This is a genomic window from Janibacter sp. CoH_79_TC_3 (assembly GCF_058197955.1).
This window is the reverse complement of record NZ_JBXWIV010000001.1, coordinates 247,020-261,672: the sequence shown is the minus strand read 5'-3', so window position 1 is coordinate 261,672 and position 14,653 is coordinate 247,020. Positions and strand designations below refer to the sequence as shown.

Genomic DNA, 14,653 nt, shown 5'->3' with positions numbered 1-14,653 from the left:
TTATTAACCAAATTTGTTTGTCTACAATAAAGAGAAAACCCTATGCCAACCTCTGTTAAAGCCTTAACTAAGCGTTTGATTGAAATACCAGAAATGCGCCGTATTCAGCATTTGCATTTTGTCGGTATTGGTGGCTCGGGGATGTGTGGTATCGCTGAGGTCATGAATAACCAAGGTTATAAGGTCAGTGGTTCTGATATCGCAGAGAGCCTAGTCACTAAACGTTTAGAGCAGATTGGTATTGATATCGCGATTGGTCATGATTCCAAGAATATCGCCAATGCCGATGTGATCGTCGTATCGTCTGCCATCGACCGTAGTAACCCTGAAGTCAAAGCGGCGCTTGAAGCGCGTCTGCCCGTGGTACGCCGTGCTGATATGCTCGGTGAATTGATGCGTTATCGTCATGGTATCGCCGTTGCTGGCGCACATGGTAAAACCACCACCACCAGTCTGCTGACCACCATGATGGCGGAAGGTAAGCTTGATCCTACTTATGTGATTGGCGGTAAATTAAATGCTTCGGGTAAAAATGCCGCCCTCGGCAGCAGTCGTTTTTTGATTGCCGAAGCCGATGAATCTGATGCGTCCTTCTTATCTTTGCATCCGATGGCGGCGATTGTCACCAATATCGATCAAGACCATATGGAAACCTATGGCAATAGTTTTGATAAATTAAAAGCCGCTTATATCCAGTTTTTACAAAACATGCCGTTTTATGGCTTGGCGGTGGTGTGCGGTGACGATCCTGAATTATATGCCATGATTGATGATATTGGGCGTCCGGTATTAACCTTTGGTCTTGAACCTTTTAACGATGTACAAGCCATTGATTTGGTTAGCGAAGGTACAAAAACCCACTTTACTGTCTTACGCCGTGACCGTGAGCCATTGCGTCTGACCTTGAATATTCCGGGTGTACACAATGTTTATAATGCGCTGGCTGCTATAACCATGGCAACCGACGAAGGCGTAGATGACGAAGCGATTAAGCGCGCCTTGCAGAAGTTTGAAGGCGTCGGTCGCCGCTTTGAGCAGCATGCCTCTGTAGAGATAGATGATGGTAATGTCCTGCTGATTGATGACTACGGTCACCATCCAAGAGAAGTCGATGCGACCATTAAAGCGGCCCGTCAAAGCTTCCCTGAGCGCCGCTTAGTGATGATGTTCCAGCCACATCGTTATAGCCGTACACGCGATTGTTTCGATGATTTTGTCGAAGTGCTATCAAGCGTCGATGAATTATTGTTGTTGGACGTTTATCCCGCTGGTGAAAGCCCGATTGCTGGTGCCGATACCAAAGCCTTGGCACGTAGTATCCGTTTGCGCGGTGCCGTTGAACCGACGATTATCGATAAAGCTAATATCGCACCAGTAATGCAGCGATTACTAAAAGCAGGTGACATGCTCATTACCCAAGGTGCGGGTAATGTTGGGCAAATAGCGATCGAATTGGCCGCCAATAATTTATACATCAAATAAGCCGCAAAAGAATTTTAGGAACGAGACCCATGACTATTAATCATAAAGAAAACAATAACCAAAAAAATGAAAATAACATTGATAAAAGTATTAATGTAGACGCTAAAACCACGATTACCAATCCAGAACCGGCATTGGCAGCGGCGGCACAAGCAGAGCAAGATAAGACTGAAGGTGAGCAGCCAAAATCTAACGCTGTTCCTAGTATCGCAAACAGCAAAGTCAAAGACGCCAGTCAGTTTGGTAAAGTTGCCGTCATTTGCGGCGGCAGTAGTAACGAGCGCAGTGTCTCTTTAGATAGTGGCGCGGCGGTCTTACAAGCGCTGCAAAACCAAGGCGTTGATGCCACTCATTTTGATCCGAATGAGCAAGATATTACGGAACTTCGTCAATACGATCGCGTCTTTAACGTTTTACATGGTCGCGGCGGCGAAGATGGCTTATTACAGGGCGTGCTGCAATGGTTTAATATTCCACAGACCGGTTCAGGTATTTTGGCATCAGCACTCGGTATGGATAAAGTACGTACTAAGCAGCTGTGGCAAGGCTGCGGTTTATCGACTGCGCCATTCTCATTGCTAACCGCTGATACCGACTGGCAGCAAGTGGTTAATATGTTGGGTCTACCGCTGATTATCAAGCCAGTCCATGAAGGCTCCAGTATTGGTATGACCAAGGTTAATAACCTAGATGAGCTACCTGCTGCTTATGCAACCGCCGTACAGTGCGGCGATGTGGTCATGGCTGAGCGCTGGATTACTGGTCGCGAATTCACCATTGTTATCATCGATGATGAAGCTTATCCGGTTATTCGCCTCGAGCCTGCCGATATTACCAACTTCTATGATTTTGAAGCCAAATACAATCGTAACGATACCAGTTATTATATCCCCTGCGGTCTAAGTGCTGCTGATGAAAAGCATTTGCAAGCGTTGAGCTTGGCGGCATTCCGTGCCGTTGATGCAAAAGGCTGGGGACGTATCGATGCGATGCAAGACGAAGCGGGCAATTTCTGGCTACTTGAGATTAATACCGTGCCGGGTATGACCAGTCATAGCTTGGTACCCATGGCGGCCAAAGCTCGCGGCATGGATTTTGACAGCTTATGCTGGCATATCCTAGCGCAAACCCTATAAATACCTAACCTAAAATAGCTTGTTTTGTTTTAGTCAAAACCTAACTTTAACAGCGTTTTAATGACTATAAATAATCTTTCTAAATACACGCAAATGTATCGCTAGACCTGCTATAACACAGCTTCGTGTAAACTTGTGTAAATTCGTTGTTCGTAGTAGGGGATAAGCTATTGTTTAAACGTAAAATACGTTAATATTGTAATTATTGGTCTATATTAGTGATATTTATGGTTATTTATGCAGCTTTCTCTTAAGTTATTCATTAAATAAGAAAAATGTTACGTTTTAATCACTATAACTGCACTTTATACGCCGTTTTAAACAAATAAATTGATAACATGTCAGGTTCATCGATCGCTGCGAATGTTTAGCAGATTCACCTTTAATAAAAGCACTATTAGCATTATGCGAATAGTTTTAGGCAAAAATAGGGACGAAGTTTATTATGGCTCAAACTGTCAATGACGTCGCTGACTTGATGAGTGATAAGACCCGTCGCCCGAGCTCTAACTTTCAGGTACCGACTGCGTTAAGATATTTCTTTACTGTACTGGTGTTAGGTTTGCTTGTGCTGATATTAATCATGGGTGGTAGAGCATTACGCGACGCACCGCCGGCTGCTATTCACGTTGATGATCGAGATTTGACAGTTACGCAGTACCAAGCGTTACAGCAAGTCATGAACCAACAGAGTGTCAGCAGTTTCTTCACTTCTGACTTGCAAGCGCTAAGAGATATTAGTACTGGCTTAGCTTGGGTTGACCAAGTGAGTGTTAGTCGTGATTGGCAGCGCGGTATTGTCATTAAAGCCTTACCAAAACAGGCAGTGGCAAATTTCGGTACCGAGCGTCTGGTTGATGCAAAAGGCGCCGTCTTTGTTCCTGCGGATAGTCGAGAGTTAACGCAAGAGAAATTTGCGACGTTGCAAGGCGATATAGCGCAAGCGCCCGTTATTATGCAACAAATGCAGCAAGTAAATGATTGGTATGCGCCGCTTGGTATGCAAGTTGAAGATATCATCTTGTCACCAAGAATGACCTGGTTGATTCGCTTTGATAATGGTCAACGTGTCATCGTTGATAATGAGAACACCGCGCAAAAGCTATTGAATTTAAGTCAGCTACTTGGCAATCAATTAAGCAATCGCCGCGATGAAATACAATCTGTCGATCTTCGTTACAAAAATGGATTTACTATCGCATGGAATCTGGCGCCGCCAAAAACTACTGAAACACCACAGTAGAAGACTCCATCGCAGAAGAGTAAAACATTAAGAAAGCAGTCAAAACCTTGTATTTGTCTGCTTTCTTGATATGAAAAGTTAACATATAATATCACCGCGTGTTGATAGCGCTTTTTAATGATTTAATGGGGACGTCATTTGGTCTCCTGTTTAGCGATAATTTGTCTGGTACCATGAAAAATACTGAAAATCTGGTTGTTGTCCATCTAAGTGCCACGGCAGTCTATGTCGTCATCGGCAGCGTTGTCTCTGCAAAAGACATTCGTATTATGGGTGTGGGGCAAGTTAAAAATAGTGACTTTTATCAAGGTCAAATAAAGCACCGTGAACGCTTGCAAGGCGCTATTAGACAAGCCATCCAAGAGGCAGAAGACACTGCCAATTGCCGTGTACATAGCGTTTGGTTAACCATGGCGACCCCTGAACTGTTAAGTAAAAACAGTGCCGGTAATGTCAAGGTAGAAGACGAAGTCGTCCGTGCCAAAGACATGGTACAAGCGCTGTCAAACGCCAAGTCACAAGATTTGGCGCCTGACTATTATTTGATGCATTGTTGTCAGCAAGGCATTTATATCGACAATCAGGAATTTATGGTTGATGATGCTATTGATATGGTTGCGCACAATCTCAGCGTGATGTATCACATGATGATGATGCCAGTATCTAGCCGTCAAAATATCCAAAAACTACTACAAAGCTGTGACGTCGGTATTGACCATATCGTTTTTGATGCAGTGACCAGCGCTGAATATAGTTTGATGCCTGATGAGCGCCAGCAAGGGGTTTGCTTGGTTGATATCGGTGCTAGTACCACCAGTATTTGTGTCTATAAAGAAAATAAACTGATTTTCACCCATTGTATTGCCACCGGCAGCCATGAAGTGACGATGGATATTTCAGCTGATGTTGGTATCTCTATGATAGAGGCCGAAAGGCTTAAAAAAACGCATGGTACTGTCGATATCAATAGCGTCGATCCTAGCTCATTCTTTCTCTTTAAGCCGCAAGGCTCAGGTGATGAGATTAACATCGGTACTTATAATTTAGCGCGCATTATCGAAGCGCGTTATGAGCAAATATTCACCGAAGTGGTTCGCCAATTACATGACGCCGACTTGTTAGGTTATATTGATAAAGGGCTTGTGCTCTCAGGCGGTGGCAGTGCCATTAAAGGTATGATACCTTTTGCTAAAAAGCTGTTAAGAATGCCTGTAGTATTGACCAATACTCATCCAGCTATTAGTGCTTACAATCATTTTGATAATGATGAGTCATTTAAACAGCTGAATATGCAGGTCAATGATCGTGCTTATCAAACGGCATTTGGTACATTACTATATAGTCAAAGCGAGCAGTTTCGCCGTAGTGAAAAAAGTGAACCGGAAGCGATTCAAAAAAATCGTGTCACCGGCGTTTTTCAAAGTGCCGGGCAACGTTTTGCCAGTGTACTCAAAAAGATATTATAATCCTGCTGCACTGTCACTCAGATTAAGCAGTTAACAGCATGCCGCAGTATTATAGGTAAGCATATTTAAAGCAACACCCTGTACAATAATGGCATATATTGGCTAAGCACAACTATTTAAGCCTTTGCCGTGTTTTATTTAAATACATTTATATATAGTAAGTCGATAGCGCGCCATATGAGTGTGTTACCACGTATCGACCCATCACGCTATCTGCAACTGGAGAAACCTTTTTATGTCAAAATACACCATGCCAGATGATAATCAGCTTCAAAATAACGGCCAGGCAAGCTTCACTGTATTCGGTGTGGGCGGCGGTGGCGGTAATGCGGTTGAGCATATGGTACAACAAGGGATTAGAGGTGTAACGTTTGTCTGTGCCAATACCGATAAACAAGCGCTCGATCGTCTCACCGCGCCGCATAAATTGCAGCTTGGTGCTAAGACCAACCGTGGTTTAGGTGCAGGAGCGAACCCAGAAGTGGGTCGTGAAGCTGCAGAAAGCGATGAAGAAGCGATTCGCGCCTTACTTGAGCACTCAGACATGGTCTTTATTACCGCGGGTATGGGTGGTGGTACAGGTACGGGCGCCGCTCCAGTCGTAGCACGTATTGCTAAAGAAATGGAAGTGTTGACCGTAGCGGTTGTTACGACACCGTTTAAGTTTGAAGGTGGTAAACGTATCAAGGCTGCTAAGGCCGGTATTGAGCAGTTGACCAATTTCGTTGACTCTATCATTACCATTCCAAACGACAAGCTCATGAGCGTGTATGGCAACATCTCTATGCAAGATGCTTTCAAAAAAGCAGATGATGTATTGTTGCATGCGGTTCAAGGTATTGCAGAAACCATTGCTAGCGAAGGCATGATCAATATTGACTTTAACGATATCCGCACCGCCATGACGGCTAAAGGTCATGCCATGATGGGTATCGGCCGTGCTAGCGGCGATGATCGTGCTCGTCAAGCGACCGAAAAAGCCATCCGCTCGCCATTGCTTGATGATTTACGTTTAGAAAACGCCAAAGGTCTGCTAGTTAACGTGATTTCATCTGAATCTTTATCATTGGATGAGATGAGCAAAATCAGTGTCATCGTCGAAGAAATTACTGATATCGACGACGCGCATATTTTCTATGGTTCGGTTATCGATGAAAAAATGGGTGACGATTTGCATGTGACTGTGATTGCAACGGGTCTGACTTTGGATGAAAATGCTGGAGAAGAGCCTGAAGTGGTAGAGCAGCCTGTACCATCAGTAAACAGCACGCAACCTGTTGACCCAAATTTGCATACCAGTGCGCTAAACAGTCAAAAGCAGTCTCAGGCTCAATATCAAGAAAGTCCGATTCGCTCAAATGCAACTCAAGAGCAGCCTAAAACTAAAACCAACAGTATTCAAGACTATCTTAAGCGCCAACAGAATAAATAATGATTGCAGCAGTTAATCATTAGAACAGAAAATTATATTAGATAGTTTGAATAAGAAAAAGCCAGTATTTCGATACTGGCTTTTTTGTGCCTGTTTTTCAAATTCGCCTCAAAACTTTGACTTTTTTACTTATAAACTGGCTATTTATAAAATTATAATCTGTAGAGTCGGACGTTAGTAAGCTTTTAAGCATTGATTGATCACAGACTGAGCATTTTCTAACTGATAAAAACTAACGTTAAGATGATTGCGATAAGTGTTATCAATCAAAGAGATAAGCAAATTAACGCTTTTTAGCGCTAGCGAAATAGGGGTGGGTAATGCTACACTATGGCAATTGTAACAAAATATGTGAGAAGACAGCCATGAACCAACGAACCATAAAAACAGCAATAGCCGTTACAGGTACTGGTCTTCATAGTGGTCAACCTGTTGACTTAGAGTTTCATCCACAGCCTATCAATACCGGCATCGTATTTGAACGTTCTGATATTGCGGGTAGTAATCCTATTCCTGCTAGTGCCTTTTTGGTACAAGATACCATGATGTCATCAAACCTAGTCTTTGGTGGCACGCGTGTCGGCACGGTCGAGCATTTGCTCAGCGCGGTCGCAGGTCTTGGCGTTGATAATCTATTGATTCGCGTGTCGGCGTCAGAGATACCGATTATGGATGGTAGTGCAGCGCCGTTTGTGGGTTTACTGCTCCAAGCTGGATTTTGCGAACAAGAGGCGGCAAAACGCTTTATTAAAATTGTGCGCCCGGTACGCGTAAAAGTTGACGATAAATGGGCAGAGCTGCGTCCTTATGATGGCTTCGAGTTAAATTTCGAGATTGATTTTGACCATCCTGCCATTGATAAAGACTTTCAGCATGCGCAGTTCCAGTTTTCAACCCAAAACTTCATTGAGCAATTGAGCTCAGCGCGTACTTTTGGCTTCTTACGTGATATCGAAGCCTTACGCCAGAATAACTTAGCATTAGGCGGCAGCATGGACAATGCGATTGTTATTGATGATGCCAGCGTTCTTAATGAAGAAGGCTTACGCTTTAATGATGAATTTGTACGTCATAAAATCCTAGATGCTTTAGGTGACTTATACTTGATTGGTTATCCAATTTTAGGTCGTTTTAATGCTTATAAATCTGGTCATGCGCTAAATAATATGTTGGTGCGCGAGATATTATCAGACCCTAGTAACTTTGAAATTGTAACTTTTGATGACAATGTAAGCTGTCCTATCGAATATTTACCTTTGAATAGTATAACCGTTGAAGGATGAATACAGGAATATACACGAAGTATCGAAACATTTACGCAATATTACATAAAATGGTTATAAGTAAGGCTTAACAATATTCGTTTAAATAGATATTTTCTTTTGCATTTTATGAATAACCTGCTTCAGGGTAGGTAAAATAATAGATGTGGGAAATAAAAAAATCAGCGCTCGGTGAGGTTCACATTGTGAATGGCACTGAACGCTGATTTTTTTTATGGAAGAAATTACAAAAACGCAGCTTTAGCAGGGTTAACTATGGGTTTAATTTACATAACTTTACAAAGTAAACCACGCTATTTTAGGAATTAATCAAGCGTAAAAGCGCCTTTTTGAGATTTTTATCAGTGGTGACATGCTCTGCGGCCTGTGATATAGTCCGCTTTGTGTTTTGGCTAAGAGCCTGATTTCCATGGGCTTTAAGAGGCTTTGGTAGAGATGCTGACAAGGCTTGTGATGATTTAGAATAATCATTATGAGCAGAATTTTTGGCTACTACGACGCGGATTTGCTTGAGTTGTTTAAATGTAATTGACTGCTCCGTTAGTACCTGCAAATAAGCGCTCTGTAAATAGCGAATGTGATTGGCAGCAGTCATCGAGCCCACACTGAGTATGAGTTGCTCAGAGGTTAAGCCCACGACCCAGCAGTTATTGAGGATTTCCTCAGGTAGACAATCTACTAAAAGCTCTTTTACCTCGGTCGTTGCTTGTAGATATAAACGCATATTGTCAGCAAGTGTTTGAGGTAGCGCGCTACCAGCAAAAGCTTGATGATCAATCAGTTTAGCAAGGCGGTTAGGTTGTTTTTTTGACATCGTAAGCACTCATCTAATAGGTGAAAAAATCGATATTCATCATAAATAGCGAGCTTTTGTACTAAGGATTTTATCATGTTTATTTCATGGTTATCTTCCCCAAATTAATTCATGCTTTGTCACGGACGGCGAGCAATCCTGTATTCACAATAGGTAGTAAATTTATGAAACAAGCTTTATTAATTTTGTCAGTATTGGGAATGGGTATAGCGCAGACGAGTGGTGCTGTCGAAACAACCTTTCAACCAAATAATACCTTGAGTCATACCATCACAAATATCTCTACTTCTGCGAACTACGGTTCAAGTCGCAATATTTATAGCACTAATAGCGGTGCTTATGTTTCAAGCAATGATGAAATCAGTCAAGCGATTGATAATCTCAGTGCCCATGCCAAGCAAAAAGAATATAAGCTTGCTTCGCTAACCAATCGTTTGTCTTATGAGCAGCGTCAGCAGCAAGCAAGCTCAGTGCCAGATCGTTATTCTGCTCCTGCCATTGCCGCAGCCAATGCTGCACGCGTGGCGCTTTCAAGCAGCTCTGGTTACTGTGCGCGTTATGTACGTAAAGCACTACAATCAGCGGGTTATGAATTTACGCCTAACCCATCAGCTTATCAGTATGCCTCTCGTGGCACACTTGCCCAAGCTGGCTTTGCTAAAATCAGTAACAATATGCAGCCACAAGTTGGTGATGTTGTGGTCTATGATCGCAGCTCAAAGCATCCACATGGTCATATCCAGATTTTTGATGGCAATGGTTGGGTATCTGACTTCCGTCAAAGCAGTATTAGCCCGTACAGTGGCGTTTATAATTATACAACCTGGCGCGATTCTCAATATGTTGACGATGCGTCTAACCGTGGTATCTACCTTGCTATGGCTGACTAATAAGCAAGCGTTAAATAATTATCGCACATTTTAGAATGAAGTGTTTTCTCCGAACCCAGTAATGCTCTTGATGACATTACTGGTTTTTTTTGCTTTGTATAATTTAATAATTATTTAAATTAGCCATGTATATAAACAGGTTACTTAGCCAGCGCCGCTTGCTTATCAAATACTGACCAATAATCCAGATTATGAAAATCCGGCGGGGAAGCGTGTTTGGGTGCAAAATATAATGCCGTTGTACCAAATGTCGTTGAAAAATTCAAAATCACACAAGGATGAATGTAATCAATGCCAGTATCATCGATAAAATCCTTTGCATTTGACAGTTGTCTTAAGGACAAGCTAAAGCTGCGTTCATAAAGATAAGTTTTAGTGGTAGTAATATTAGGTGTTAATGAGTCGATAAAAGGTTTGATTGTCTCTGACAATGGGTTCTGCTCTGGGTTGGCAGTACCATTACTCGAAGGGCAGTGACTGGCTGTCCAATTAATAAAAGCGCGCGTTTGCTCATCAGCTTGCAAAAGCGGTGTTGGCGGCAATGTCGCAGGGTTACGATAGCTTTTAAACTGATAAAGCGCATAACGACCGTCAGGATTGGTATTAATTTCAATATATGCTGTCGTTTTGTTCATGTCAGCATTATTAATGTCGGTTTTGCTATCTCTATTTATCGAAGAAGTGCTATCTATTAACGTCCCTGCTAAAAAGCATTCAAGGCAAGTCTGCTCCCATAAATAATCTGCAAATCCTACTTGCTTCGGTTGCCATGTTGGCCAGTCTAATTGCGCTGCTAGCGCTTCAAGTGGCAGTGTTGGCAGTGTTACGCGATAATCAAGCTGTAACTGCCACTCTGGCTGCTCAGTGCTTTGGGCTATCTGTTCTGTTTGTGTTCTCTTTGCTGTTTGAGCTAAGGTTGCGACGACTTCTACTTGAATATTTTGTAAATCCTCTATCGTCACGCCAAGCTGTTTAGCATCAGCATCTAAGGTATCCGTTGCTAGGTATAAGTTAAAAGTTTGGCTCATAAGTTGATAATATCCGCAGTTTAATAGCAATTAAGAATGAACAGTAAGCAGTAAATAGATAACATAAAAGCCGCGAGCAAATGCTGCGCGGCTTTTATTAGATATGATAAAACATAAACTAAGCTTGAACTAACAACTTACTGCGCGTGACGAGCAAGATTTGATAGCTTAGGATTGGCATGTGGGTTTTTACGCAGTAACAGCGCCATACGACCAATTGAATGTACCAAAGAGGCATTAGCGGCGCTGGCAAGCTGAGCGCCGATGACATCACGTTCTTCTTTAGTGCCGGCCGGCAACTTTATTTTGATAAGTTCGTGATCCGTCAAAGCGCGATCAATTTCTTCAGTGATGCTTGGGGTAATACCCTTGTTGCCAATCATAACGATAGGTTTTAGGTCATGACCAATGCCTTTTAGGCGTTTGATGGTAGCGTTATCGAGTTGCATAGAATTCCTAGATGTTGGTAAAAATAAAAGATGGTGCTATTAAGAGCAGATAATGACCATTATAGATAATCTGTGGTCATCTTGCATGAGATCAGCAGGATTTTGCACGATTTTACGTGATGAAAATGTTAAACTGAAAGTATGAGTACATTATAAACGCTACAGGTTTATAAAGCAGTGTTTTCGCCAAGAGAATTTAACCGTAAAAGGTTATAAGGTGCATGAAAAGCGTTTAAGCGCTCTAAAAAGCTAAATTCGTTAGAAAGCTTAAGCACCTATATAAAAAAGCCATGTAATAGACAACGGTTTTATAAATAGACAGATATTTAATCGTCATAGATAACCGCTTTATAAGACGCTAGCGGTGTTTTGCAAAGTAATAGGAGCAGTCATTTTGGTCACGCGTATTGAAAATAAAAAATTGTCAAAAAGCAGCAGTGCTTGGATGCAGGAGCACATTGACGATCCTTATGTGAAAAAAGCCCAAATAGATGGTTACCGTGCCCGTGCTGCTTATAAATTGCTTGAAATTAATGAGAAGACTAATCTGATTAAAAAAGGCATGACCGTCGTCGATTTGGGCAGTGCGCCGGGTAGTTGGTCGCAAGTTGCGGGACAACTGGTTGGTGAAAAAGGCGTCTTGATTGCCTCTGATATTTTACCAATGGACACCTTGCCCGACGTCACCTTTATTCAGGGCGACTTTCGAGAGGCAGAAGTGTTCGACTGTATCATGGCAGAAGTGGGCAACCGACAGGTCGATGTGGTGTTATCCGATATGGCACCGAATACCGCTGGCAATAGCGCCATCGATCAGCCACGCATGATGTATTTATGCGAGCTAGCCGTTGATTTCGCCCTCGCAACCTTACCAGAAGGTGGCGCGCTTATTATGAAAGTGTTTCAAGGCGAGGGTACACAAGAATTACGCAAGCAGATGCAGGCTGATTTTAGTAAAATTCGTAGTATCAAACCTGGCGCTTCAAGACCACGCTCAAAAGAGATGTTTTGGATTGCCATCAAGTAGCAGGTATGCAAACCCTTCTATTAAATGGTTTTAAGGTCAATCAGTTAAGCATATTTTCCATATGATGTTATTTCATCATCGAGAGTATTGCTGATTAAAATAAAACCGCTACAATCGTTAACTGAATAAATAGGAATGCTGCTTGAATTATTCAGGTTAGCACCACATATCATGGTATATTAACTTTGTTTTGAATCTATATCGTTTTAAATATATACCTATTAAATCAAGGCTATATTTTAGGCAAAGTTGTTTTAAATAAAGTCGTTTAACAGCAACCGCTTCATTAACTCAGTTATTTATGTTCGTTTGTCTATTGATTTTGCTCGGGGGTTTAAGCTACTTAAATCCAAGCTTGAGCGATAATTTACAACTGGGCATTGAATAATGAGACATACGTTTGCATATAGACGTCACGTGTTTAGTAAACACACCAATAAGTAAGGGATGGGAATAACTAGTGAGCGACATGGTAAAAAATACCTTATTGTGGCTGGTGGTAATCGGCGTTTTAGTGCTGGTGTTTAGCGGCTTTGATAAATCGTCTGAGCCTGATAGCCTTAACTACTCTGAGTTTGTGACCGCTGTGTCAGAAAACCAAGTAGCCAGTGTTGAAATCGACGGCGAACAAATCACCGGCGAAAAGAAAAATGGCTCAGCATTTGAGACCATTCGACCAGCCGTGGCTGATGAACAGCTCATGCCGCTATTGCGCGAAAACCAAGTTGAAGTGCAAGGTACTGCGCCTAAGCGCCAAAGTGTCTTGATGCAACTATTGATAGCCAGTTTCCCAATTTTATTAATTATTGGTCTGTTCCTATTCTTTATGCGCAATATGCAGGGCGGCGCTGGCGGTAAAGGCGGTGGTCCGATGAGCTTTGGTAAATCAAAAGCCAAAATGCTGACCGAAGATCAAATCAAAGTTAACTTTGAAGACGTTGCTGGTTGTGAAGAAGCCAAAGAAGAAGTCGTCGAAGTCGTAGAGTTCCTGCGAGACCCTGATAAATTTACCAAACTTGGGGCAACGATTCCACGTGGTATCTTAATGGTTGGCCCTCCAGGTACGGGTAAAACATTACTAGCACGAGCCATCGCTGGTGAAGCTAAAGTACCGTTCTTCTCGATTTCAGGTTCTGACTTTGTTGAGATGTTTGTTGGTGTTGGTGCCTCACGTGTGCGTGATATGTTTGAGCAAGCGAAAAAAAGCGCTCCATGTATTATCTTTATTGATGAGATTGATGCGGTCGGTCGTCATCGTGGCTCTGGTATGGGCGGCGGTAACGATGAGCGCGAGCAGACGCTGAACCAATTATTAGTTGAGATGGATGGTTTTGAAGGCAACGAAGGCGTTATCGTCATTGCTGCGACTAACCGTGCTGACGTACTAGATAAAGCACTATTACGTCCGGGTCGTTTTGACCGTCAGGTGCAAGTTGGTTTGCCAGATATCAAAGGTCGTGAGCAAATTTTGAAAGTGCATTTGCGCAAATTACCTAATACCATTGGTGTTGATGCGAATGCATTGGCGCGTGGCACACCAGGATTTAGTGGTGCGCAGCTGGCCAACCTTGTCAACGAAGCAGCCTTATTTGCCGCGCGTCGTAACAAGCGCAGCGTTGATATGAATGACTTTGAAGATGCAAAAGACAAGCTATATATGGGTCCTGAGCGTAAATCTATGGTCATCCGTGAAGAAGAGCGCCGTGCAACGGCTTATCATGAAGCGGGTCATGCCTTGGTTGCTGAGCTGCTTCCGGGTACCGACCCTGTGCATAAAGTGACTATTATGCCGCGTGGTTTCGCGCTTGGTGTTACTTGGCAGTTGCCTGAGCATGACCAAACCAGTATGTATAAATCAAAAATGCTGAGTGATATTGCGATTTTATTTGGTGGTCGTATCGCAGAAGAGGTGTTTATCAATCAGATGTCAACGGGTGCTTCAAACGACTTTGAACGTGCAACCAAGATGGCACGAGCGATGGTTACCAAATACGGTATGTCGGATGCGCTAGGTATCATGGTCTACGAAGATGATGATAACTCACAAGGTTACTTCGGCGGTGGCGGTCGGACTATTTCAGAAGCGACGCAGCAAAAAGTTGATGAAGAAGTGCGCCGTATGTTAGAAGAGCAGTATGACATCGCGCGCGAATTGATTGAAGGCAATCAAGAAAAAATCCATGCGATGGTAGATGCTTTAATGAAATGGGAAACCATTGACCGTGATCAATTGCAGGATATTCTAGCTGGCGAACAACCTCGTCCGCCAAGAGTCTATCAGCATAATGAAGTAAACTTATCAAAAAGTGATGTTAAGACTACGACTTCAACACCGCCGCCATTACCAGCGATGTAGTTTCTGGTTTAGTCTTTTAAGATTGCATCTATTTTCGATAGAAAAGC

12 protein-coding genes are annotated in these 14,653 nt (G+C 42.7%); 9 read left to right on the top strand and 3 right to left on the bottom strand.

The annotated features are described in order from the left end of the window. Positions 1-42: 42 nt before the first annotated feature. From murC to lpxC, 6 genes are all read left to right on the top strand, one after another. The gene (gene murC / locus AC2FA3_RS01155) at positions 43-1,482 is read left to right on the top strand and encodes a UDP-N-acetylmuramate--L-alanine ligase (protein ID WP_490507935.1); all 1,440 of its coding nucleotides are present in this window, start codon (positions 43-45) and stop codon (positions 1,480-1,482) included. A 29-nt stretch (positions 1,483-1,511) separates the two neighbouring features. After that, the gene (locus AC2FA3_RS01150) at positions 1,512-2,618 is read left to right on the top strand and encodes a D-alanine--D-alanine ligase (protein WP_490507934.1); all 1,107 of its coding nucleotides are present in this window, start codon (positions 1,512-1,514) and stop codon (positions 2,616-2,618) included. A 445-nt stretch (positions 2,619-3,063) separates the two neighbouring features. Further along, on the top strand, positions 3,064-3,861 hold the full coding sequence (locus AC2FA3_RS01145) for a cell division protein FtsQ/DivIB (protein WP_490507933.1): 798 nt from the start codon (positions 3,064-3,066) through the stop codon (positions 3,859-3,861). 173 nt (positions 3,862-4,034) lie between these two features. Beyond that, on the top strand, positions 4,035-5,327 hold the full coding sequence (gene ftsA / locus AC2FA3_RS01140; RefSeq protein ID WP_490507932.1) for a cell division protein FtsA: 1,293 nt from the start codon (positions 4,035-4,037) through the stop codon (positions 5,325-5,327). Between the two features lie 235 nt (positions 5,328-5,562). Further along, positions 5,563-6,759, top strand: a complete 1,197-nt coding sequence (ftsZ, locus tag AC2FA3_RS01135) for a cell division protein FtsZ (RefSeq protein WP_149488760.1) — start codon at positions 5,563-5,565, stop codon at positions 6,757-6,759. A 365-nt stretch (positions 6,760-7,124) separates the two neighbouring features. Continuing rightward, positions 7,125-8,042, top strand: a complete 918-nt coding sequence (gene lpxC, locus AC2FA3_RS01130; RefSeq protein ID WP_490507931.1) for a UDP-3-O-acyl-N-acetylglucosamine deacetylase — start codon at positions 7,125-7,127, stop codon at positions 8,040-8,042. Positions 8,043-8,340: 298 nt separating this feature from the next. Here lpxC and AC2FA3_RS01125 read toward each other — a convergent pair whose 3' ends face one another. Beyond that, a complete protein-coding gene (locus tag AC2FA3_RS01125) occupies positions 8,341-8,856 on the bottom strand; it encodes a hypothetical protein (protein ID WP_490507930.1) in 516 nt (171 codons plus the stop codon). Positions 8,857-9,020: 164 nt separating this feature from the next. Here AC2FA3_RS01125 and AC2FA3_RS01120 point away from each other — a divergent pair, with 164 nt between their 5' ends. Beyond that, positions 9,021-9,746 (top strand): CHAP domain-containing protein, encoded by a 726-nt coding sequence (locus AC2FA3_RS01120; protein WP_201544627.1) that lies wholly within the window; start codon positions 9,021-9,023, stop codon positions 9,744-9,746. A gap of 140 nt (positions 9,747-9,886) precedes the next feature. Here the strand turns inward: AC2FA3_RS01120 and AC2FA3_RS01115 are convergent, their stop codons facing one another. Together AC2FA3_RS01115 and AC2FA3_RS01110 are read right to left on the bottom strand one after the other, a co-directional pair. After that, the gene (locus AC2FA3_RS01115) at positions 9,887-10,774 is read right to left on the bottom strand and encodes a DOMON domain-containing protein (RefSeq protein WP_490507929.1); all 888 of its coding nucleotides are present in this window, start codon (positions 10,772-10,774) and stop codon (positions 9,887-9,889) included. Positions 10,775-10,911: 137 nt separating this feature from the next. Beyond that, positions 10,912-11,223 carry a YhbY family RNA-binding protein gene (locus AC2FA3_RS01110; protein WP_490507928.1) on the bottom strand — a complete coding sequence of 104 codons (312 nt, stop codon included), beginning with the start codon at positions 11,221-11,223 and terminating at the stop codon, positions 10,912-10,914. Positions 11,224-11,617: 394 nt separating this feature from the next. Between AC2FA3_RS01110 and AC2FA3_RS01105 the strand changes: the two genes are divergently transcribed. Then, positions 11,618-12,250 carry an RlmE family RNA methyltransferase gene (locus AC2FA3_RS01105; protein WP_490507927.1) on the top strand — a complete coding sequence of 211 codons (633 nt, stop codon included), beginning with the start codon at positions 11,618-11,620 and terminating at the stop codon, positions 12,248-12,250. 469 nt (positions 12,251-12,719) lie between these two features. Continuing rightward, on the top strand, positions 12,720-14,606 hold the full coding sequence (gene ftsH, locus AC2FA3_RS01100; protein ID WP_490508104.1) for an ATP-dependent zinc metalloprotease FtsH: 1,887 nt from the start codon (positions 12,720-12,722) through the stop codon (positions 14,604-14,606). Positions 14,607-14,653: the final 47 nt, after the last annotated feature.

What these genes read in the sequence shown, in the direction of transcription:
- murC (WP_490507935.1), top strand. Translation starts at nt 43, where the DNA reads ATGCCAACCTCTGTTAAAGCCTTAACTAAGCGTTTGATTGAAATACCA.
- AC2FA3_RS01150 (WP_490507934.1), top strand. Translation starts at nt 1,512, where the DNA reads ATGACTATTAATCATAAAGAAAACAATAACCAAAAAAATGAAAATAAC.
- AC2FA3_RS01145 (WP_490507933.1), top strand. Translation starts at nt 3,064, where the DNA reads ATGGCTCAAACTGTCAATGACGTCGCTGACTTGATGAGTGATAAGACC.
- ftsA (WP_490507932.1), top strand. Translation starts at nt 4,035, where the DNA reads ATGAAAAATACTGAAAATCTGGTTGTTGTCCATCTAAGTGCCACGGCA.
- ftsZ (WP_149488760.1), top strand. Translation starts at nt 5,563, where the DNA reads ATGTCAAAATACACCATGCCAGATGATAATCAGCTTCAAAATAACGGC.
- lpxC (WP_490507931.1), top strand. Translation starts at nt 7,125, where the DNA reads ATGAACCAACGAACCATAAAAACAGCAATAGCCGTTACAGGTACTGGT.
- AC2FA3_RS01125 (WP_490507930.1), bottom strand. Translation starts at nt 8,856, where the DNA reads ATGTCAAAAAAACAACCTAACCGCCTTGCTAAACTGATTGATCATCAA.
- AC2FA3_RS01120 (WP_201544627.1), top strand. Translation starts at nt 9,021, where the DNA reads ATGAAACAAGCTTTATTAATTTTGTCAGTATTGGGAATGGGTATAGCG.
- AC2FA3_RS01115 (WP_490507929.1), bottom strand. Translation starts at nt 10,774, where the DNA reads ATGAGCCAAACTTTTAACTTATACCTAGCAACGGATACCTTAGATGCT.
- AC2FA3_RS01110 (WP_490507928.1), bottom strand. Translation starts at nt 11,223, where the DNA reads ATGCAACTCGATAACGCTACCATCAAACGCCTAAAAGGCATTGGTCAT.
- ftsH (WP_490508104.1), top strand. Translation starts at nt 12,720, where the DNA reads ATGGTAAAAAATACCTTATTGTGGCTGGTGGTAATCGGCGTTTTAGTG.